Below are 22,182 nucleotides of genomic sequence, written 5' to 3'. Positions count from 1 at the left end.
TTCAATTTTTATCGTTTTCAAATCTGAAGTCATTTTCCAGGAAATCCGCGGTAGCATCTTCAATGGTGTACTCTCCGATTTTTGTCCTTCTTAACTGGATCAGGTAAGCACCCACGCCCAGCTCCTGCCCGATGTCATGGGCCAGACTTCGGATATAGGTTCCTTTGGAGCAGCCTACCGTAAAACTTATGAACGGCGGCGCAACGGTAATATCATTAATATAAAGAATTGTTGTTTTGCGGGATTTCATTTCCACTTCGGTTCCGGCCCTTGCCAGATCATAGGCCCTTTTACCGTCAATTTTAATGGCAGAAAAAACAGGCGGTGTTTGGTCAATTTCCCCGATAAATTTTTCAAGCGCTGTTTTAATCTGATCTTCTGTGATATGAGAAATATCCTGATGAAGGATTTCCTGTTTTTCCGTATCATAAGATTCGGTCTGTGCCCCGATTTTGATCTCGGTCCAGTATTCTTTGGGAGCATCCTGAATTTCAGGGATTTTTTTAGTAAACTTTCCGCAGCAAACGATTAAAAGTCCGGTTGCCCTGGGATCCAGTGTTCCGGCATGTCCGATTTTGAATTTTTTAGGAAGGTCAAATTCTCTCCTGAGCTTATATTTCATTTTATTGACCGCCTGAAAAGAGGTCCAATCCAAAGGTTTGTCCAGTAAAAATAGGTGTCCCGATTGCAGTTCTTCAGCTGTCATGAATTGATGAGTGATGGGTTGATAAGTAATTGAATACTTATAATTTAATAAATTTATTTGAAAAAATAGAAGTAGATCAGTAAAGCCACCCCTACGAAAATACGGTACCATCCCCAGGGTCTGAAACCATATTTATTAAGAATTCCGATAAATGCTTTGATGGCAATCAACGCTACGATAAATGCTACCACATTGCCTACAATAAAAATAGTAATGTGGTCCTGCGATGCCATGATCATTTCATATCCTTTCTGTGGATTTCCGGTCCCCTTTCCCCAGGTTTTCACGAAAACCGAATACACCGTAACGGCCAGCATCGTAGGAACAGCCAGAAAAAACGAAAACTCTGCAGCGGCTTTTCTCGTAAGGCCCTGAGACATTCCGCCGATAATGGATGCAGCACTCCTGCTGGTTCCGGGCATCATAGCCAAACACTGCCAGAAACCGATGGTAACCGCTTTTTTTATCGTAACGCCCTTTTCATCATCAATCTTCGGATTTTTGAACCATTGGTCTGCAAATAACAGGACGACTCCACCAAGAACCAAAACGGAAGAAATAGCAATTTGATTCCCCAGAACCGCTTCAATGGTATCGTCGAATAGGTATCCCAGTACCAAAGCCGGAATAACCGCGAAAGCCAGCTTGAAATAAAACTGTATGTTTTTTAAATCAAAGAACTTTTTCCAGTAGGCTACCACTACCGAAAGTATGGCCCCAAACTGAATGGAAACCTGAAACATCTTCAAAAATTCATCTTCCGGCAATCCCAGCAGGCTGGCTGTAAAACCCATATGCGCTGTGGAAGAAATGGGAAGATATTCTGTAAGGCCTTCGATAATGGCAATAAGTATTGCTTTGAATAAATCCATAATGATGTATAAAAATAAAGATTAAGAAATCGGGAAACTTAGACTGTATATTCTAAACTTCCGAATTTCTTAATCTCTAAAAAATTGTATTGATTATTTTCTTTTTAAAATCGCGTACACTTCAATTGCAAAACCCAGCACCACGAACATCGGCGCAATTCTGATTCTGCGGATGGAAAAAATACCGTCATTCCAAGAATTCGGATCAAATTTTCCGTCTACCGTATTGGCATCAGGGCCCATCATAAGAAGGAAACCCACTACGATGCATGCAAAACCGATCAGCATCCACTTAAAGTTTTGTTTTCCGAAATAAAACGTGTTTTCCTTCGGAACTTCAGTCGTATGTTTTCCGAAGCTGTCAGCGGAAAATTTATTTGTTTTTTTGCTCATTGTTAAGAATAGTATAAGTCGTCAACATTTGATCTCAAGAACCTCCAGGTTGCCACAATTGTACTGAGAACGGTAATAAAAATACCTATCCCGATGATCAGCAAGACCAGCCAGAAATATTGATTGGTATCCTGTACGAAAGCAGATCCTATCTGGCTCGTAAAATAGTACCACACGCCGAATAAAGCCAAAAGCCCTATTCCGGAACCGATAGCGCCCAGAATAACGGCCTCTATGATGAAGGGTTTAAGAATGAATCTTCTTTTTGCCCCTACCAACTGCATGGTTTTAATGATAAATCTTTTGGAGAATATCTTCAGGCGGATGGAATTATTGATCAGTACCACCGCCAGGATTAAAAATAATACAGAAAACCCTAAGATCCATTTAAGGATTCTGCTCAGGTTATTGTAAACATCTACCATTAAGGTACTGTCATTTTTTACATCAATAACGCCCGGAACGGCCTTGATTACCTTCAGAGCTCCATCAATTTTCGCAGGATCTACATATTCGGGTTTAAGGGCAATCTCTATGGATGAAGGGAAGATATTTTCTTCGAAAAGCGCATCCGTATCGATCCCCATGCTTTTTTTCGCTTCCTGTGATGCCATTTCCCTTGTAATATACGTGGCTTTCTTTACAGGAGCCAATGTCTGGATTTCTTTGTATACCTCAGCTTCCATTTTAGCGATCTTTACGGAATCTTTTGCATCATAGTTTTCGTCAAAATACGCATTTACCACAAGCTGTTCCTTGATATAATCGGAATATTTCTGGGCATTAATCAGGATAAGTCCCATTAATCCTAGCAAAAATAACACTAAGGCAATACTTATTACTACTGTAATATTGCTAGACCTCAGCCTTTTCTTATTGAACTCATCTACAGATTTAGCCATTAATATTAAAATTTTTGGCTAAAATAGAAAAAAACTTCCGAAATTTGGGAACGAAAAAGAGAAAATCACTGTTAATAAAATCATAAAGATATTGAGTGTAAAAGCAAAAAAGCATCTTGGTCAGCACTTTCTGACGGATGAAAACATCGCAAAGAATATTGTAGAAGGCCTAAGTCTGGAAGGCTACCGTAATACCATGGAAGTAGGCCCCGGAATGGGTGTCCTGACCAAATACCTGCTGGATAAAGACCAGCATATCCATCTTGCAGAAATCGATAATGAGTCTATTGAATACCTGAAAAAAAATTACCCTGAAATAACGGAAGAAAGTTTCGTAGGCGATTTTTTAAAACAGGATTTTCAGTTTACCCATGGAGAGCAGATCGCCATTATCGGGAATTTCCCCTATAATATTTCTTCACAGATCCTGTTTAAGATCGTGGATTATTATGAGCTTATCCCTGAAATGGTAGGCATGTTCCAGAAGGAAGTTGCCGAAAGAACTGCCGCCGTTCCGAGGACGAAAAACTATGGCATCCTGACCGTTTTGATCCAGGCATATTATGATACTACCTACCTGTTTACCGTTCATGAGAACGTATTCAATCCGCCGCCGAAAGTAAAGTCAGGGGTGATCAGACTGACAAGAAATCCAAAAGAAGGACTGGCAGGAAATGAAGTGTTATTCAAACAGATTGTAAAGGCCGGGTTTAATCAGAGAAGAAAAAAACTTTCCAATGCCTTAAAGATTTTACAGATCCCCGAAGCCTTGAAAGATCATGAGTTTATGGATAAAAGAGCGGAAGAGCTGAGTGTTTCTGACTTCATTTCTTTTACACAGCTTTGGAAAGAGAATCAGTAATATCGCTTTTAAAAGATTTTTCCATTAGTCATTAAGAAATTCAGCGGTCAGAAAGTAAAAAACTGAGATTTTTGTAATCTGTTTTCAATGTCTTGACTATAATCTTACATAAGTTCTAAAAACAAATATGATCAAAACAAAAGCCCTTCAGAAAACTGAAGGGCTTTTAAAATTGCATTATCAATTAGTATTATTCTCTGTTCTTAAGCATGATCCAGCCGGACTGGCTCATATTGGCTTTTGATTTAGGATACTGGAAATTGAATTTATACCAGTAAGTTGCTGTTGACAATCTTCTGCCTACCAATGTTCCGTCCCAGATAGGGTTCTCTTTTGAGAATCTGAAGATTTCCGAACCATACCGGTCATAAACGGATCCCGTAAAGTTGCTGAATGCTGCCAGAGCCGTAAGGTCCAATGTATCATTGATTCCATCCTGATTCGGAGTGATGACATTGGCCAAATGCAGGGTAAAGAATTCCAGTGCTCCGACACAGTGGGTCCCTACCGTTCTTACCTGGATCTGGTATGTGGCATTGTTCTGAAGACCGGTAAACACATTCGACGGTTGCCATGAGATCCCTCCGTCAACAGAATATTCTGCCGTCTGCGGAATATTGTTGATCATAGGAACTTCTGCCGTTATTGTTAATGTGTTATTACTGTAATCTACATGCGTTACAAACGGAGATGCTGCACCCATCACCTTAGCGGTGAACGTTCTTTCACAATATCCGTTTTTAATCGTTACGGTATAAATGCCCCATTGGTCTACATTGATGGTCTGAGTAATAGCACCCGTGCTCCATAAATAAGTATAATTAGGTCCGGCTCCTGCATCAAGGGTTACCCGGTCTCCTTCGCACATTTCTACATCCATTAAGGGAGAAGTAAGTTCCGGAACAACCTCCACAGTTATTTTAGCAGGCTGTAATGATTTGCATCCTTTCGGTCCCAAAGCATATACTGAAAAAGTGGTGGTCTGAGTTACTGTGGCTGACTGGGTGTTTCCTGTACCCGAAAAATTAGCCCATTCATACGTTGTGCCTCCTGTAGCGGTAAAGTTTACCGTCTCTCCCGGGCATACCTTTATTTTTGAAGCTACTACGCTTGCTACAGGGGTCGCTTCTTTTGATAAATCCAGTTCTATCATCTTGCTGCAGAAACCTCCGTTCGAAACAACGACATATAGCGTCTGACCGTCATTTCCGTTGAAATGCAAAATATCCTGAATGTAATCATCATTCTGAGCGATGGCATCAGCCTGATCTACATAAAAATGGAAGATGGCACCCGGAGTCGTACTGATCGACGGTATTGCATCACTTAAGTCAAACCAGGTGATATCAGGCGTAGTGCACAGAAGCAATGATGCATCCACTGCTGAAGGTGTTGTCCCCCCGTTGATTTTAATATTTGCTTTTCCGGGGCAGGGATTCCCCGGAAACATCACCTGAATCTCATAGTTCCCCGGCTGTGTAGCGGTTATAGTAGGCGTTGTAGCTCCCAGAACGGCCACTCCGTTGAAGTACCACTGGTAATTCATATTCGGGTCGCTTACTGAGGCTGTAATCACTTGGGGTACGTTATCACAGACATTAATTTCTTCCGGTAAAGTACCGCCCGAAGGATCTAATAATTCAACACCGATGTTGAAAGACCCTCCTTCTAGGAAAACGGCAGAATCGAAGCTTGTATCCGATGCATCGCCCAATACCATTTTGAAATGATAAGACTGCCCGGGAGTCACCGTTGCCGTGGCAGTAAAAGGAATTGTTCTCCCGTTAAAATTGGTTTCAATATTTGCAGAATTATACCCGCTGAAAAATGCTACATTGGGAGCACCGCATCCCATATCAAATCCACTGTCACTATTTTGAGGGTGAATATTTGTCACACTCACAGGGCCTGTTCCCGGTGTCGGCACAATTGCCATATTTACATAAGGTCCGCCTGAAGTAGGTTTCAGCAATAAGGCAAAAGCATCAGAGAAACTGCAGGGAAAGAATCCTGTATATTCTTCTGAAGCAAATAAATAATTGAATTTTACCTGGCTTGAAGTCGGTACGAAGTCAAATTCTAAAATAACTGCATCATTGATATTGGTTGCCGGGCTGGTTGCCGCTACAAGATCAGGATCACTTCCCGACTGTAAAGCATCTCCAAGCGTTGAGCTGATAAAATTGTTACCGGCCTTGTTCACATAGCCTGTTGCTAAAACAATTCCATCGGTGAAGGGAAAATTGGTAGTTCCTTTGTGAAAATACCCCCAAGATCTGTTGGCACTGGTTGCAGGAAGATTCGGGCTTACCTGAACATTCGATACGTTGGGTGTCACACATGAATTGGTGCCTGATGATATTAATACATCTTTAACCAACTGTAAAGGATCAAAAGCCGATGGTGCATATCCCGGTGCATTAACGTCAATAAACGCTCCCGCTTTCATGGTAGCAGCAGATGCTTTTTCTTTTTGAAGTTTTCGTGGTGTAATTTTTTGTGCGTAAAAGAGACTCGGCGAGGAGGCCATTAATAAGGAAAATAACAGTAGATATCTCTTCATAATATTTTTGTTTCAACAAATTTAATTTTTTTTTACAAATCCCCTATAAATATTTACCCTTTTTATGCAGAAAAAGTAAAAAACCTCCCAGATTGAGAGGTTTTAATAAGGTAAAGTTAATTTCTGTTTTTTAATAAAATCCAGCCGCTTCTGAGTTCGAGTTTTTTACTTGCCGGGTTTTCCCACTGCACCCTGTACCAGTAGGTAGCTGTCGGAAGTACAATGCTTCCCCTCAGCAGGCCGTTCCAGGATGTCTCATTTTTCCCGGCCTTGAATACTTCCTGACCATACCGGTCAAAAATAGAAGCTGCAAAATTATTATACTTGCTGATTCCCGTAAAGTCTACCATATCATTTTTACCATCCGAGTTAGGCGTAATCGCATTGATGACGATAAAGGTAAAGTAAGTTAAGGAAGTGCTGCATTTTGCCCCTTTTGCCCTTACCAGGAGATTATAATTGGTATTATCCAGAATATTATAGAATATGTTGGAAGATTGCCATGTAACACCTCCGTCTATGGAATATTCCAATATGCCTCCGCCCGGATTTGTTGTGGATAATGTCAGTACATGATTGTCATAGACTACATTTGTGAACTGCGGCAATGCAGGATTGATCAGCTGCGCAGAAAATACCTTAGAACAGGTTCCGTTGCTGATGGTTACTGAATAGGTTCCCGGTGTATTGACAGAGATGGTCTGGGTTGTGGCCCCTGTACTCCAAACATAAGTATAAGTTGGGCCGGATGGTGCAGCTCCTGCATCTAAAACGCCGAAGTCTCCTGCGCATACATAGACATCCTGTAATGTTGAAACAATGGCTGGTACGACCTCAATAGTAATTGAAGTAGGATTTAACACTTTACATCCGTTTCCGCCTAAGGCAAATACTGAATATATTGTGGTGGTTGTAGGGCTTACAACTTGAGTATTTCCATTTCCGGGTAAACCTACCCATTCATATGTAACACCGCCTGATGCAGTCAATGTCACAGACTCTCCTGCACAGATTTTGGATTTTGATGCTGCCAACACGGCTACGGGAGGTCCCACAACAATGGTAATAGTAGCAGGATTTGCCGAAACACAGCCATTAGCCCCTACTGCATATACTGAATAGGTTGTGGTCTGTGATGGAGAAACCACCTGGGTATTTCCATTTCCCGGGAGGCCGCCACCCCAATTGTAGCTTACTCCGCCGGAAGCCGTTAAGGTAACCGATTCTCCCGAACAGATCTGTAAAACAGGGGCGGTTACGGTGGCTACCGGAAGTGTTGTATTCTGAGTTACCGTAACGTTTGCGGTATATGAACAGTTTAAGTTCCCGGGTTGATTAACATTGGTTACCGTCAGGGTATAAACGCCTCCCGCATTAACGACAGGAGTTAGGGTATTGGCTCCCGATACAATCGTTCCGCCGGTGGTCGTCCATGCAATGGAAGAACCTGCAGGGATTACAGATGCAGAAGCATTTAAGGTAATATTCGGTGTATTACAGGTAATCTGTTGCGGAGGAGCAATCGTCAATGTCGTAGCCGGTGTTGACAGTAACTGTAAGGTCACAACATATTTACATCCCCCGTTTGAAACCAGCACATAAATGGTCTGCCCGCCTGCACTGTTAAATGATGCAGGAGCAGCGATAGTATTGGAATTTCCGGCATTGGCATCAGCCACATTTAAATAATAGGCAAAAGTAACCCCTGCTGCAGAAGTAATCTGCGGCTCGGCTTCCGTTAAATTATAGTTAATGCCGCCTGTCTGGTAACATTTAAACAAAGTAGCATTCTGTACCGTGATCGGTTGGGATACCTGAATTATAATGGTTGCTGCAGTTTGAGAAACACAACCATTTGCTCCTACAGCTGTTACCGTGTAGGTAGTTGTAGCTGTTGGTGAAACAGTCTGGGTATTTCCGGTTCCCGGTAAACCGGCCCAGTTGTAGGTCGTGCCACCGGAAGCTGTTAAAGTTACGGATTCTCCTGAACAGATTGATATTTTTGAAGCTGTTAAACCTGTAGTTGGAGGAGCACTGTCTCCTGTAACCGTAACACTGGCTGTTCCCGTACATGTCAAATTTCCGGGCTGATAAATGCTTGAGATGGTTAAAGTGTACACTCCCCCTGCATTGATGACAGGGTTTAATGTATTGGCTCCTGAAACAATATTTCCCCCTGTAGTTGTCCAGCTGAATGTTGCTCCGGCAGGAAAAACAGAAGCAGAAGCATTCAGTGTTATTTGTGAATTTGTACAGGTTAAAACACCCGGAGGCGCAATAGCAGCCGTAATCTGAGGTGCTTTTATCAACTGCAATTCAGCAACCTTAGAACAGAATCCGCTTTTCACTAAAACATATACGGTCTGTCCCGGGCTTGGAAAAGCAGTCGGAGTGGCAATGGTATTGGCATTTCCTGCCAAAGCATCTGCCTGATTGATATAATAGGCAAAGGTTGCTCCCGAAGTTGAACTGATTGCCGGTTGCGCTGATGTTAAATTAAACGTAGCATTTCCCTGGGTATAGCAGGTGGTAAGGGTGGTATCCTGAACCGTGGGCGAAGTTCCCCCGACCACTGTTATGGAAGCTGTTCCGGGACATGTATTTCCCGGTAAAAATACCTGAACGGTATAAACACCCGGCTGAGTCGCTGTATAGGAAGCATTCGTAGCTCCCGGAATAGGGGTACTTCCTAACAACCACTGATAGGTAGCTCCGGCACTCTGAACTGAAGCCGTAAAAGTCTGAGGTGCATTATCACATACATTGATCGATGAAGGAAGTGCCACCCCGGCAGGATTTAAAAGCTGAACCCCGATATCAAAAGACCCAGCCTCAAGGAAAACAGCCGAATCAAAGTTTGAATCCTGGTAATCGGCCAACACCATTTTAAAATGGTAGGTCTCCCCCGGGATTACGGTTGCTGTTGCCGTCAGAGGAATCGTACGACCATCAAAATTAGTCTGTATCTGAGGGTTATTGATTCCTGCGAAATACTGCACGTTTTGTGGTCCGCAAGGTAAGTTGGCAGGGATTATATTGGTAACACTTACAGGTCCTGCTCCTCCTGGAAGAAGGGCGAGATTCGTATAAGGATCCCCTACTTTTTTCAGCAATAAGGCGAAACCGTCGGAAATATTACAGGTAAAATTGCTTTGATATTCTTTGGAGGCAAATAAATACCGGAATGAAACTTTTGTAGAAGCCGGTACAAAATCAAATTCTATATAGGTTGCATCTTTCAAGTTTGTATTGTTAACATTTAACGCAACCGCTAAATCAACATCGCCGGTAGTAGGAAGAGGGTCACTTAAAGTTCCCTGCAGATTGTTCCCTGTTTTTCTTGCATATCCGGTTGTCAGGACAATACCTTTGGCAAAAGGGAAATTGGTCGTCGCTTTATTAAAATAGCCCCAGCTTCGGTTTTGATCGGTAACCGTTAAATTGGGAGAAACAACGACGTTGCTTACGTTGGCTGCGGAACACGTGGATCCGCCACTGATCAGAACATCTTTAACCAACTGCGTGATGCTGAAACTTGATTCCGGATATCCAGCCGCATTCACATCGATAAAAGCACCCGCTTTCATACTTTCAGCTGCAGGTTTTCTAACAATGCCTTTGCTCTGTCTGTCCTGAGCAAATACAAAGCATCCTGCAAAAACTAAAAATAAAGCCAAAAATATACTTTTTGTCCTCGTATTTAACATTTTATATTATTTTAAACAAAAATACTATTTTTTTTGATTGAATGATTACATTATCACTTATACAATCCATTCCGTTACAGAAATATCAGTTTCAATTGTATTAAAAACAAAAAGGCCGACAAACTGCCGGCCTTTATTGATGATATTTAAATTTTCTTACTCTATATTCTTAAGCAATATCCAACCTGTTTTCAAGGCAGGCTTTTTACTGGCCGGATCTTCAAAAGTTATCTGATACCAGTAAGATGCGGTAGGCAGTCGTTTCCCCTGGAAATACCCGTCCCAATACGGCTGCAGACTGCTGGCTTTATACACTTCTTTTCCGTAACGGTCAAAAACAGAGGCTTTAAAGTCTTTATTCTTAATAATTCCTCTGAAATCGATCATATCATTAATATTATCCCCGTTCGGTGTGATAACATTCTGCATAATAAAGGTAAAATATTCCAGGAACCCAACACAGCTGGTATTTTTCACCCTTACTCTAATGGATACAACAATATTTCTCGGCACATTTGAGAATGTATTGGAATTCTGCCACGTTAAACCGTTGTCTATTGAATATTCCAGCGGTCCGTTGCTTGGGTTACTTGCCGTGATAACCATAGTTCCGTTTTCATTATAGTTCACATTAATGATTTCAGGTATAACAGCCTGAACAACCTGTGTGGTAAATACTTTTGAACAAACTCCGTTATTAATCGTCACCGAATAAGCCCCAGGTGTTCCTACGGATATCGTTTGTGACGTATCTCCTGTATTCCATAAGTAAGTATAGTTCGGACCAGCACTGGCATTCAATGTAATCACATCACCCTGGCAGATCATCCCCCCGGAAAGATTTGATGTAATTGCCGGTACAACTTCCACTGTAAGAGAGGCAGGCTGTAAAGATTTACACCCCTGTGCTCCGATGGCATATACGGAATATGTAGTTGTTTGTGTTGGTGAAACAGTATGTACAGCACCGGTTCCCGGCACTCCTGTCCATTGGTATGTCACTCCGTTGGCAGCAGTTAAAGTAGTGGATTCACCTACACAGATTTTCACTTTTGTCGCAGTAAGCTGTGCTATGGGAGTTGCTTCTTTTCTTAAAGTTAACGTAACCATTTTACTGCAAAAAGCCCCGTTGGAAACCACAACATAAAGAATCTGCCCGTCTGTACCGTTATAGCTGCTTAATGCTGTTGTACTAAGGTAATTGTTATTTTGCGCAACAGCATCAGCCTGGTTTACATAATAATGCACTACCGCTGTGGTTGCAGTAGTAATTAAAGGAGTGGCATCATTTAAATTAAATGTCGAAACAGAAGGGGTTGTACAAAGCTTCAACGTAGCATTCTGAGCAGGAGGGGTTGTTCCTCCTACAATCGTGATCACGGCTGATGCAGGACACTGATTTCCTGGAACGGCAACTTTCACTTCATATGCACCCGGCGAAGTAGCTGTATAGGAAACACTGGTTGCACCATTGATAGCCGCTCCGTCTTTAAACCATTGGAAAGTCATTCCGGGAGCCACCGTAAGCAATGCTGTTAAAACCTGAGGCGTATTGTCGCACATATTTACCGTATCCGGCAGAACTACGCCGTTGGCATCTACAATTTTAATTCCGATATCAAAAGATCCCCCTTCAAGGAATACAGCAGAATCCAAGGTCTGGTCATTATAATCGGCCAATACCATTTTAAAATGGTAGGCAACTCCGGGAGTTACATCAGCAATTGCCGTTAAAGGCACTACCCTCCCGTTAAAATTGGTTTCGATACTCGTTGTATTGTATCCTGCAAAATAAGTAGGATTTAAAGCCCCACAAGAAAGCGTGCTACCATCAAACTGATTAGCCGGACGTATATTCGTAACACTTACAGCGCCTGCAGTTCCGGGAAGTATGGCCACATTCGCATAAGGGCCACCGGCCACCGGCTTGATTAACAAAGCAAATGCATCTGAATAATTACACGGGTATCCGAGTGTATATTCTTCCGAGGCGAATATATAATTAAACTTTACCTGATTGGAATTCGGTACAAAATCAAACTCCAATGCTACGGCATCATTCTGATTATTGATATTGGTACTGGTCGCTGCCGCAAGATCGGCGTCTCCGTTATCTGAAATTGTTCCGTGTAAATTTTCGGATATTGCTGCATTACCGGCTTCCCTGGCATAACCTGTTGTTAAAACAATCCCGTTGGCAAAAGGGAAATTTGTGGTTGCTTTATTGAAATATCCCCAAAAACGGTCATTATCAGTTACCGGTTGATTAGGACTTACCGTTACATTCGTTACACTGGGTGTCGCACAACTGGACTGTCCGTTAATAAGGACCTGCTGTAAAAGCTGCTGGATATTAAGGCTGGATTCGGGATAAGATGCAGCATTTACATCAATAAATGCCCCGGCTTTCATACTTTCAGATGTCAGTTTTACTTTACCGTTTTTTCTGGAAGCATTTTGTGCGGATGCCGACCCTGAAATCAATAGTAATACTAAAAAAAAGAAATAGTTTTTCAGTCTATAATTTAACATTTTTTTATTGTTTGTCCAAAAATACTAAATTCTAGATTAGAATTAAATAAAAATGACGGATATTCATATGAAAAATTTCATTTATTCTGAATATTTACGAATAACAGATAATATATCTGGCTAAAGGAAAAAGACTAAATAAAAAAACAACTCCATTTGTGAATTATTTATTAATTCAGGTAAGATAACAAGACCATTTCATCATCATTCGCTTTTAAGCTCCTCAATTTTATTCTGAAGTTCTTCAATTTTATCTTTTAAAGCCTTTATTTCATTTTTATTGGAGCTCACATTACTTTTAAGCATCACATTTTTTGCTCTCTCGCTGTGGTCTTCATCATCTTCCTCTTCATTGATTTCTTCGATATCCTCCTGGATATCTTCAATATCCTCGGTGATTTCTTCAATATCTTCACTGATTTCCTCAATGTCTTCACTGATCTCTTCGATATCTTCCTGAATGTCTTCAATATCCTCCTGGATATCTTCAATTTTTTCGTGGCTTTTATTTACGGACATCTGGATGAAAATAGCAAGGTAAATAGCCTCAAGAGAAACGACTGTGGTAAGGATCAGCAGCATTTTATCAAATTCGACAAGATGAAGCAGAGGCAGTAAAAACGAAATGATAAAAAACAGGGTATGGGCGATTAATGACGGGATAGAGCCAATCCACCAGGTAATTCCATTGGCTATTTTTTCTAAAGTCTCTATTTTATCTTCCTGTTTTTTCATTGGTGTTTTTATTTTATACTATTTCTTTTGTTACGCCTAAGCCGAACAGGGCAAAATCATATTTTGCAGGATCTGCTTTATCCAGTTTCCTGATCACCAGATCCAGTTCTTCTACGGTCTTCCAGTCATTTTGTGTTCTGGAAATCAGGCCCAGTTTCCTCGAAATATTTCCCGTATGCACATCCAGCGGAATGGAAAGATGCTTCGGGTCTATATTTTCCCAGAGGCCGAAATCTACCCCGCGCCTGTCATTACGTACCATCCATCGGAGAAACATGATGATTCTTTTGGTGGAAGAATTTTTATACGGTGAGCTTACATGCTTATGGCTCCGATGTTTTTCAGTACCTAAAAACCGGCTCCTGAACCTTTCGATGGCATGATGGAAATTGGTTTCAGGATCATTTACTGTGAATAAATTTTCCAGGCTTTCATTTTCTTTATATATTTTATTGAACTGCTTTATAAAATAAATAAAATCTTCACCGTTAAAAGTCCTGTGGATGCTCTTCCCCTGAATTTCCTGCAAATCTTTTTCAGAATAATTCATGACAAAGTCATACGGAGAATTCCCCATAACCTCAAGCATCTTTTCAGCCGATTTAATGATGGCTTTCCGGTTGCCCCACGAAATGGTCGCTGCCAGAAAACCTGCAATTTCAATATCCTGCTTCAGGGAAAAGCGGTGCGGAATCTGGATCGGGTCGTTTTCAATGAAATCAGGACGGTTGTACTGATTGGCCTTTTCATCCAAGAATATTTTTAATTCTTCAAACTTCAACATCATTTTTAAATTTTCACACCTTCTAACGCCTTCGGTAAAAAAGTATTAGGGAAAACGGTTCTGGCTTCATCCGTAAATACCGTTAAATCTGCATACCTGTTGGAAAAATGCCCCAGAATAAGTTTTCCGACCTGAGCTTTTTGGGCAATGGCAGCTGCCTCTAAAGCTGTGGTGTGTCCGGTGTAATCCGCCATTTCCTTCAGGTCATGTAAAAACGTGGACTCATGGTAAAGTACGGTTGCATTTTTAATAATGGGAATGACACTTTCCAGATATCTCGTATCACTGCAGAATGCATAAGAAACGGGAGCGGCCGGCTCAGTGGTAAGAATTTCATTTTTAAGAACATAGCCATCACTCAAAACAAAATCTTTTCCCGCTTTAATATTGTGGTAATCACAGGTTTCTATCTCATCGTATTTGGCAATTTCATTCATATTCAAATGCCTGTCTTTAGGTTTTTCCTTAAACAGATATCCGTTGCAGTAAATCCTGTGGTCTAGAGGAATGGTATAAACCTCTACCCTGTTGTCTTCGTAGATTTTTTCGGACTCCTTTTTATCCAACTCATGATACACCACTTCAAAACCGCGGTGGGTTTCCGTAATGGTAAAAATAGTTTCTAGCATTTTTTTAATGCCTTTCGGGCCATACACATGAAGCGGATTATCCCTTCCGAGCAATCTGAAAGAAGCGATCAGTCCCGGCAAACCGAAACAGTGATCCCCGTGAAGGTGCGAAATAAAAATATGATTGATCCTGGAAAATTTTGCTTTTGCTTTTCTCAGCTGAACCTGCGTACCCTCTCCGCAATCAATCAGAAAGGATCTTTCTTCCATTTCCAGAAACTGTGCGGTAGGAGAAGAATTAATGGTGGGAATCGCTGAATTAAAGCCTAATATCGTTAAGTAAGTACTCAAATCAAGGTTTGTTATAAAGACAAATGTACGACAGAAAATCTGAACTTGAATGCAAGGCCTTCTTATACTTTTATCCGGTTTGAAAGTACCTTAATCCAAATTTTCTGCCACTTTGCGGTTTCCTAATCTTTTATTTTCAAAAAATCCAGGAAAAGATCCAGAGCCTGTTTTCTGTGGCTGATTTTATTTTTATCCTCAGGGTTCATTTCTGCAAAAGTCATTTCATATCCTTCAGGAACAAAAACAGGATCGTAGCCGAAACCTTTGAACCCTTTATTTTCAGTCAATATGTTCCCGTGAACCCTTCCTTCAAAATATTGAGGCCCGTTTTCATCATAGTAGCACAATACGGTAATAAAATAAGCCTTTCGGTTTTCCACATCCTTCATTTCGCTCAGTACTTTTTCAATGTTCTTTGCAAAATCATGATCGCCGGCATACCGTGCAGAAAAAATACCGGGTCGCCCGTCTAAAGATTTAACTGCCAAACCGCTGTCGTCCCCAAGACTCGGAATACCGGTTTTTTCAAAACAATATTTCGCTTTGATCAAAGCATTGGCATAAAAGGAATCTCCGTCCTCTATAATTTCTTCATGAATATTATAATCGGTAAGGCTCTTTACTATAAAATGATCTCCCAGAATCTGCTGGATTTCTTCCTTTTTATGGATGTTGTGTGTGGCTACCAATAATTCCATATCCGTTTTCATTTTTAAATTTTTATTTAACAGGTCTCAAAAGTCCCTGATTCTACATCTCCTTATAATGCACTTTATTTTTTACCGTAAACAGATAGCAAAACAGCGAAAAAACCACTATTCCCACGACCAGTATTATCCATTCTGAAACTTGAAACGCTTCTGCAAAGCTTTCATTTTGGGTATAGGTAATCAATAAGGTTGAACATAAATTATTAAAACCGTGAAGCAGCATGGGCAACAGCAGGGATTTGGTTTTCTCATACACCAGCCCTAAAACACAGCCCAATAAAACCGCCCCGACAAACTGCCAGGGATTTGCGTGAACCAGCCCGAAGATAACAGAGGCTATAACAATGGCTTTCCACGGCTCCATGCCTTTATTGATAAGGCCTTTCTGAATAATTCCCCTGAAAATAATTTCCTCAAAGATCGGGGCACAGATTACTGCCGTAATGATCATCACTACCGTATTATCAGTGAGCTGCTCCATCAGCTGTGAGAAAAATTCATAATATTTCCCGAAAAAAGGCCCTGTTGTAGGAATCTGAGCCGCAATAAATTCAGCAATGAACATCATACCGGCCATCATGGGGAAAATCAAAAGATAGGTATAAAAATTGGTCGGGGAGAAATTGAAATTAAGCTTTTTCCCTGTCGTTCTTCTTACAATAAAAAAATCAAAGAATGCGATCGCTGTAAGAAATCCGGCTGCATTGGAAACCATCAGGAACCAATCCTTGTATTGAAGGTTCTCCTTGAAAGTAAACATCCAGAAAACGTTGAAAAATGATGTAACCATTGTGCCGGCGAACAGTCCTGCCAACAGAACGACACCTCCGATCCATGTAAACGTAAACTTGGGATATCTGCTGTTTTCCATTATTTCCAGTTAAAATTATGCTAACAAAGATAAGTATTTTGAATGACTGACCGTAAATAAGTCATCGCCGAATGTTTAAACTTTCTCATGAACAGATGGTATTTAAACACTTAAGATGAAGCTGAAATTCCATTCCTGGTAATTTGATTTTTAATTTCCATTAAAAATCACGATTTTTGCAAGTTCAAAACAGGATATGTCAGACTTAATCAAAGAAATAGAGAAAAGAAAAACTTTCGGGATTATCTCTCACCCCGATGCCGGGAAAACCACCCTTACAGAAAAGCTGCTGCTTTTCGGAGGTGCAATTCAGGAAGCAGGTGCGGTAAAATCCAATAAAATAAAAAAAGGAGCCACCTCCGATTTCATGGAAATTGAAAGACAGAGAGGGATTTCCGTAGCAACTTCCGTGCTGGCTTTTGAATACAAAGGCCACAAAATCAACATCCTGGATACTCCGGGACACAAAGATTTCGCAGAAGATACTTACCGTACGTTAACCGCTGTTGATTCGGTAATCGTAGTGATCGATGTGGCAAAAGGGGTTGAGGAACAGACGGAAAAACTGGTTCAGGTATGCAGGATGAGAAATATCCCGATGCTGGTTTTTATCAATAAGCTGGACCGTGAAGGTAAGGATGCCTTCGATCTCCTGGATGAAGTTGAACAGAAATTAGGATTAACCGTTTGTCCGCTTTCCCTGCCTATCGGGATGGGAAGTGATTTCCAGGGGATTTATAATATCTGGGAAGACAATATCCAGTTATTTTTAGAAGAAAAAAAACAGAAAGTCGGAGAAGCGATTAAGTTTGATGATATTAACGACCCTTCGATTGATGAAGTGATCGGTGAAAAAGCAGCCGGTACATTAAGGGAAGAACTGGACCTGGTACAGTCGGTTTACCCTGAATTCAACCGTGAAGATTATATGAAAGGTGATCTTCAGCCGGTTTTCTTCGGTTCTGCCCTGAATAATTTCGGGGTGCGTGAATTGCTGGATGCATTTATCGATATTGCTCCGATGCCTCAGCCGAAAGAAAGCGCTACCCGCGTGGTAAAACCTGAAGAGAATGCCTTTACAGGTTTTGTTTTCAAAATCCATGCGAATATGGATCCTAAACACAGGGACCGCCTGGCTTTCGTGAAAATTGTTTCCGGAACCTTCAGGAGAAATGAAAATTACCTTTTGGTAAGAGAGGGCAAGAAAATGAAGTTTTCTTCGCCGAACGCATTCTTCGCGGATAAAAAGGAAGTGGTGGACGAAAGTTTCCCGGGGGATATCGTAGGCCTTCATGACACGGGAAGTTTCAGGATCGGTGATACGCTGACGGGCGGTGAAAAGCTGAGCTTTAAAGGAGTGCCGAGCTTTTCTCCTGAACATTTCAGGTATATCAACAACAATGATCCGCTGAAAGCAAAACAACTGGCCAAAGGAATCGACCAGCTGATGGACGAAGGGGTTGCGCAATTGTTTACGCTTGAAATGAACAACAGAAAAATTATCGGAACGGTGGGGGCGCTTCAGTATGAGGTAATCCAGTACCGCCTGGAGCATGAATACGGTGCAAAATGCACATATGAGCCACTTTCAATGCATAAAGCCTGCTGGATAGAAGCGGACGAGAAATCAGAGGAATTTAAAGAGTTTGCCAGATTGAAGCAGCGGTTCCTGGCCAGAGACAAATACAACCAACTGGTATTCCTGGCAGATTCGTCTTTTACGATTCACATGACCCAGGAAAAATTCCCGAATGTGAAGCTGCATTTCATCAGTGAATTTAAACAAAATCAGGATTTGATTTAATAATAAAAGAGACCGTTCAATATAAACGGTCTCTTTTATTATGCAATTATCTGATTGTCGGTTTTTTATTCCTTAATCCATTTAATTGATTTAGTTATATCCTTCGATTTAACGGTAACCAGATAATCTCCTTTAATTAAGTGCGTTAAATTAAACGTACCCACTTTATCATGGTCCAGTTTATTATTCGTTTTATTAAATACCAATCTTCCGCTGACATCATGGACAGCAACATCATAGCTATCATTTTGTCTACCGAATCTGATATTTAAAAGTCCCTTGCTTGGATTAGGATATATAACAAATACATCTTTATTACCATTTGCTTCATCAACCGCCAATACCTGGGTAATGGTAAAATTAACAGGATTGATGTTATAAAATACATTTCCTACCCCTGCCACCATAATCCTGGCTTGCGTTGTCCCCACACTTGGAATGGTAATCGATTCAGAACCATCATTTGGAGTGGACGCAATGATAGTAATCGGATAGGTAAGACCTCCATCCGTAGACAGTAAAATACTTACGTTGGCACAGTTAACAGGAGCAGTGGTGGTATTCGCAACATTCCATGTTATCGTCTGAGTGGTATTTCCTGTCCAGTTTACGGCTGTAGTAGGCGCCGTTACTGTGAACGGCCCTGAATTACCGTCAACCGTAACCGATGCGTCATCGTTGGCAACACCTGCACAACCCGCATTATTATCCCTCACTGTCAACCTGAATTCCATAGTCCTTCCGTATGATGGCAAAATTTCTCCTTTGGTTACTGTGTTATTGATCACATCTGTAATTTTCGGGAAATATCTGTAAGGAACGGTTACGGGTAAAAATGATCTGAACAGAGGAGCATTTCCGGTCGGGGCATTCCAGTTTCCTGCGGGACCAGTGTCGTTTTGTTCCCAGCAGTAAGTCAATCCGCTGTTTTCAGCATCTGTTGCAGTACCTGTTAATCTAAACGGCGTGCTTTTAGGGATCGTAAAGTTATTTCCCGCATTTACAACCGGAACGGTATTGGAAACAGGCGTTGTCACCTGGCAGCTTGTCGACTGAACTTTTGCTGTAATCGATTGAAATGAACGGGTATGGAAAATAGCAATACTGTTGGAAGCCAAATTATTTGTATTGCCGCAGATTCCTGCGTAAGCCATAATGGTGATTCCGCTTCCGGGCTCTACAGCATTATTGGCACTACGGTTTCCGCCGCCGCAATTGACTGTCGTCGCATTAAAAGTATGTGGACCTCCAAACTGATGCCCTACTTCATGTGCCACATAATCAATATCATAAGGATCACCGACAGGGTTTGGCGAGCCGGTAATACCGCTGGCTTTGCCCGAGTTGTTACATATAACGCCCAATCCAGCCAATCCGCCGCCGCCGGTACTGAACGTATGGCCTATATCATAATTAACCGTTCCGATGATTGCATCAATCTGGTCCTGGCTTTCGTCAATTAAGGTGTTTGCATCGTCATTCCCGTTAAAAGGATCTGTAGCAGGATTTGTAAAAATAACGGAAGCTTCATTGGCAACCAATACAAGCCTTACTGCTACTTCTTGTTCATATACTCCATTGACCCTGTTTACAGAGGTAACAATAGCTGACAGGGTTTGGGCAACGGAAGGAGAAGCCAATCCCGTAGCAGCCTGCGCATATTCGCCTGTACAGGCTACAACAAAGCGGAAAATCCTAATTTGGGTACCTACGCTTGGAGTGACGGTTTTTTGAACGCTTTTTTTTTCCGATCCGGACTCGTCATCCTTCGTTCCGCAGACTCTAGGGTTTTTATTAATTAAATCAGTTTTCTTATAAATAATATAGTTATCAATGGCATTTTTCACATACGGATCAATATATAAATCACCCGTTACAACCGATTTTATCTGGGCATGAAAACCCAATTCCGTAAAATCCAGTTTTAGAGTGGCATACCGATCATCAATTCCCTGTCCTGTAAAGGTAACCAGCTGGGGAAATTGCTGAGCTAGTTCCGGAGCCATTACCGAAGATTTCCAGATTCTGAATTTAGCCTTCGTTCCATCAGGCATAGGCAGCACAATAATGGGCGCTTTATCTTTAGGATCATTATCCTTCAATTCAGGAACTGAGCTAAAATAGTTTTTCATTCCGGCCACATCCAAAGTATAGGTAAGGAACTTTTCGGGCCGAACGGTTCTGTTTCCGGGCTCTGCCTTAATAGATCTTTCACTGATCACCGTAAAAAAATCCTGCGCTTTGCCTAAAGAAAAGGATAAGATAAATATCCCCAGATAAAGTAGTTTTTTAATATTCATATTGATGTTTTTATTTTTTGCTGCAACTTCCTTTCATCAAGTCTGTCATGATGAATAATCAGACCTAAATAAATGAAATTTACCTACAAAGATTCACAATTAACAAATATATAAAAAACACAGACATAAACTTAGAAATCATAATTAAATACACAAACTAAGATACTGCTTCAGTTATAAATTAAATTATTTTTTAAAGAAAAAGCAATACAGAGCCTGTGATAAGTTTTATTTTTCTAAAGAATAAGATGAAAAACCAAGATAATACACATAATCTATTTGATATTCAATATTACTAACAAGGGATATACAAACTATTGAGTCAGATATTGGTATATATATTTTAACTTTTTTTCGTAAAGTTTGTGATCAAAGTATTTTTATTATTTCCTATTCCTGTTATGGATATTGTTTTTAATATTGATAATGATTTCTTTTGTCCTCGTATAAAGATCATGATGTTACCGGCTCAAGAGCCTTCTTAAACAATACATTTCTCCCTGATCATCACAAAGGAAAATACAGTTTTTCTATAATGGGTTAAAAACCATTAAAAATAAAGTTAAAAAATTAACTTTGGTCGTCATCTATTGTATTCTACTTCTTTTTTTGTAAAAATAATACCCGATTCCTGCAATTAAAAACAGAGGCCAAAGCGGCAGGATAAACAGAAAGACAGAAGTAATGACGTTCCACCCTGAAGAAACGGCAGCAAAGGATTTTTCACCGAACGTTTCAGGCTTGTCACTTTGTGCATAGCTCCCGTCTTTTCCGTAGAGCGTGATATCAACCTCGCACATGGTATTCTGTACAAAATCCTGTCCGGAGATATCAACGCTTTTATTTTCAACTTGTCCAAGGTTCTGACTGAGATCATCCATCAGATAATCAAATTTCTGAATCGGGATCTTCACTTTTAAATAGGCTATTTTCTTATCATTGTTATTTAAAGAAATATTTTCACTTCTTATCAATCCGTCATATTTGGCAACCTCTTCTTTTACTATTTCTTTTGCGGTTTCAGCATCATCAACGGTGAGCTCCAAAACTCCGGACTTTACTAATTTGTTTGCAGGAACATTCAGTTTATTGTTTTCTTTTTTAGGATTGTTTTGATACACAATCCTAGTTTCCCTGATCACTTTCGGAGCTGGGACATTCACCACAATTTTTTCATCTTTTTTTACTGAATCTTTCTTCCCGGCTTTTGTTTCCAGTTTTACTGATGAAATTTTTTCAGATAAGGAATCTACCATTTTGGATGTGCTTTCGATCCTGTCTTTTACTTCATTTCTTGTGCCTTCAAACTCTTTGATCCGGACATTTGCGGAATCCATTGCGGCATTGGCTTGGTCATTAGCCTGGCTGATCTTTTCAGGTGCTGTAGCAACAATGCTGTCGGCTGATTTTAAAGTATCTTCCAGTCCGGATGCAGTAGCTTCTCCTTTTTTACACATGATAAATGTACTTGATACAGCGATCAGTAATATGAATTTTCTCATAAGTTTAATTTTTTGTTGG

At 40.7% G+C, this 22,182-nt stretch carries 16 protein-coding genes; 2 read left to right on the top strand and 14 right to left on the bottom strand.

The genetic code is table 11. From position 1 onward, the window contains the following. Position 1 precedes the first annotated feature (1 nt). The 4 genes from truB to H561_RS0106810 form a co-directional block, all read right to left on the bottom strand. Entirely contained in the window at positions 2 to 706 is a 705-nt protein-coding gene (gene truB / locus H561_RS0106825; protein ID WP_027386328.1) for a tRNA pseudouridine(55) synthase TruB, read from the bottom strand. A gap of 53 nt (positions 707 to 759) precedes the next feature. Next, positions 760 to 1,578, bottom strand: a complete 819-nt coding sequence (locus H561_RS0106820; RefSeq protein ID WP_027386327.1) for an undecaprenyl-diphosphate phosphatase — start codon at positions 1,576 to 1,578, stop codon at positions 760 to 762. A gap of 93 nt (positions 1,579 to 1,671) precedes the next feature. Next, positions 1,672 to 1,971 (bottom strand): DUF3098 domain-containing protein, encoded by a 300-nt coding sequence (locus H561_RS0106815; RefSeq protein ID WP_027386326.1) that lies wholly within the window; start codon positions 1,969 to 1,971, stop codon positions 1,672 to 1,674. A gap of 2 nt (positions 1,972 to 1,973) precedes the next feature. Beyond that, positions 1,974 to 2,873, bottom strand: a complete 900-nt coding sequence (locus H561_RS0106810; protein ID WP_027386325.1) for a cell division protein FtsX — start codon at positions 2,871 to 2,873, stop codon at positions 1,974 to 1,976. Positions 2,874 to 2,964: 91 nt separating this feature from the next. Between H561_RS0106810 and rsmA the strand changes: the two genes are divergently transcribed. Continuing rightward, a complete protein-coding gene (gene rsmA / locus H561_RS0106805) occupies positions 2,965 to 3,735 on the top strand; it encodes a 16S rRNA (adenine(1518)-N(6)/adenine(1519)-N(6))-dimethyltransferase RsmA (RefSeq protein ID WP_027386324.1) in 771 nt (256 codons plus the stop codon). A 190-nt stretch (positions 3,736 to 3,925) separates the two neighbouring features. Here the strand turns inward: rsmA and H561_RS0106800 are convergent, their stop codons facing one another. The 8 genes from H561_RS0106800 to H561_RS0106765 form a co-directional block, all read right to left on the bottom strand. After that, on the bottom strand, positions 3,926 to 6,298 hold the full coding sequence (locus H561_RS0106800; RefSeq protein ID WP_027386323.1) for a T9SS C-terminal target domain-containing protein: 2,373 nt from the start codon (positions 6,296 to 6,298) through the stop codon (positions 3,926 to 3,928). A 116-nt stretch (positions 6,299 to 6,414) separates the two neighbouring features. Further along, positions 6,415 to 10,005, bottom strand: a complete 3,591-nt coding sequence (locus H561_RS0106795; protein ID WP_027386322.1) for a choice-of-anchor L domain-containing protein — start codon at positions 10,003 to 10,005, stop codon at positions 6,415 to 6,417. 156 nt (positions 10,006 to 10,161) lie between these two features. Continuing rightward, the gene (locus H561_RS0106790) at positions 10,162 to 12,537 is read right to left on the bottom strand and encodes a T9SS C-terminal target domain-containing protein (protein ID WP_027386321.1); all 2,376 of its coding nucleotides are present in this window, start codon (positions 12,535 to 12,537) and stop codon (positions 10,162 to 10,164) included. 204 nt (positions 12,538 to 12,741) lie between these two features. Beyond that, complete coding sequence (locus H561_RS0106785; RefSeq protein ID WP_027386320.1) at positions 12,742 to 13,272, bottom strand: DUF1003 domain-containing protein; 531 nt, start codon at positions 13,270 to 13,272, stop codon at positions 12,742 to 12,744. A 13-nt stretch (positions 13,273 to 13,285) separates the two neighbouring features. After that, on the bottom strand, positions 13,286 to 14,056 hold the full coding sequence (locus H561_RS0106780) for a TIGR02757 family protein (protein WP_027386319.1): 771 nt from the start codon (positions 14,054 to 14,056) through the stop codon (positions 13,286 to 13,288). Between the two features lie 5 nt (positions 14,057 to 14,061). Then, positions 14,062 to 14,976: a ribonuclease Z gene (locus tag H561_RS0106775; RefSeq protein ID WP_027386318.1), complete on the bottom strand. Its 915-nt coding sequence runs from the start codon at positions 14,974 to 14,976 to the stop codon at positions 14,062 to 14,064. Between the two features lie 122 nt (positions 14,977 to 15,098). Then, entirely contained in the window at positions 15,099 to 15,686 is a 588-nt protein-coding gene (rdgB, locus tag H561_RS0106770) for an RdgB/HAM1 family non-canonical purine NTP pyrophosphatase (RefSeq protein WP_185095973.1), read from the bottom strand. A 40-nt stretch (positions 15,687 to 15,726) separates the two neighbouring features. After that, entirely contained in the window at positions 15,727 to 16,557 is an 831-nt protein-coding gene (locus H561_RS0106765) for a CPBP family intramembrane glutamic endopeptidase (protein WP_027386316.1), read from the bottom strand. Positions 16,558 to 16,753: 196 nt separating this feature from the next. Here H561_RS0106765 and H561_RS0106760 point away from each other — a divergent pair, with 196 nt between their 5' ends. Beyond that, positions 16,754 to 18,361, top strand: a complete 1,608-nt coding sequence (locus tag H561_RS0106760; protein ID WP_027386315.1) for a peptide chain release factor 3 — start codon at positions 16,754 to 16,756, stop codon at positions 18,359 to 18,361. A 65-nt stretch (positions 18,362 to 18,426) separates the two neighbouring features. Here H561_RS0106760 and H561_RS22165 read toward each other — a convergent pair whose 3' ends face one another. Both H561_RS22165 and H561_RS0106750 read right to left on the bottom strand, forming a co-directional pair. Further along, the gene (locus H561_RS22165) at positions 18,427 to 20,661 is read right to left on the bottom strand and encodes a reprolysin-like metallopeptidase (RefSeq protein ID WP_051349323.1); all 2,235 of its coding nucleotides are present in this window, start codon (positions 20,659 to 20,661) and stop codon (positions 18,427 to 18,429) included. A 587-nt stretch (positions 20,662 to 21,248) separates the two neighbouring features. After that, positions 21,249 to 22,163 carry a DUF4349 domain-containing protein gene (locus H561_RS0106750; RefSeq protein WP_027386314.1) on the bottom strand — a complete coding sequence of 305 codons (915 nt, stop codon included), beginning with the start codon at positions 22,161 to 22,163 and terminating at the stop codon, positions 21,249 to 21,251. Positions 22,164 to 22,182 lie beyond the last annotated feature (19 nt).

Origin of the sequence: Chryseobacterium gregarium DSM 19109 (assembly GCF_000430845.1) — a bacterium.
GTDB lineage: Bacteria > Bacteroidota > Bacteroidia > Flavobacteriales > Weeksellaceae > Chryseobacterium > Chryseobacterium gregarium.
The sequence above is the reverse complement of the archived record's forward strand: the minus strand, read 5'-3'. Positions and strand labels throughout refer to the sequence as shown.

Coding starts and splice junctions, on each gene's coding strand:
- truB (WP_027386328.1), bottom strand. CDS start 706: ATGACAGCTGAAGAACTGCAATCGGGACACCTATTTTTACTGGACAAA.
- H561_RS0106820 (WP_027386327.1), bottom strand. CDS start 1,578: ATGGATTTATTCAAAGCAATACTTATTGCCATTATCGAAGGCCTTACA.
- H561_RS0106815 (WP_027386326.1), bottom strand. CDS start 1,971: ATGAGCAAAAAAACAAATAAATTTTCCGCTGACAGCTTCGGAAAACAT.
- H561_RS0106810 (WP_027386325.1), bottom strand. CDS start 2,873: ATGGCTAAATCTGTAGATGAGTTCAATAAGAAAAGGCTGAGGTCTAGC.
- H561_RS0106800 (WP_027386323.1), bottom strand. CDS start 6,298: ATGAAGAGATATCTACTGTTATTTTCCTTATTAATGGCCTCCTCGCCG.
- H561_RS0106795 (WP_027386322.1), bottom strand. CDS start 10,005: ATGTTAAATACGAGGACAAAAAGTATATTTTTGGCTTTATTTTTAGTT.
- H561_RS0106790 (WP_027386321.1), bottom strand. CDS start 12,537: ATGTTAAATTATAGACTGAAAAACTATTTCTTTTTTTTAGTATTACTA.
- H561_RS0106785 (WP_027386320.1), bottom strand. CDS start 13,272: ATGAAAAAACAGGAAGATAAAATAGAGACTTTAGAAAAAATAGCCAAT.
- H561_RS0106780 (WP_027386319.1), bottom strand. CDS start 14,056: ATGTTGAAGTTTGAAGAATTAAAAATATTCTTGGATGAAAAGGCCAAT.
- rdgB (WP_185095973.1), bottom strand. CDS start 15,686: ATGAAAACGGATATGGAATTATTGGTAGCCACACACAACATCCATAAA.
- H561_RS0106765 (WP_027386316.1), bottom strand. CDS start 16,557: ATGGAAAACAGCAGATATCCCAAGTTTACGTTTACATGGATCGGAGGT.
- H561_RS0106760 (WP_027386315.1), top strand. CDS start 16,754: ATGTCAGACTTAATCAAAGAAATAGAGAAAAGAAAAACTTTCGGGATT.
- H561_RS22165 (WP_051349323.1), bottom strand. CDS start 20,661: ATGAATATTAAAAAACTACTTTATCTGGGGATATTTATCTTATCCTTT.
- H561_RS0106750 (WP_027386314.1), bottom strand. CDS start 22,163: ATGAGAAAATTCATATTACTGATCGCTGTATCAAGTACATTTATCATG.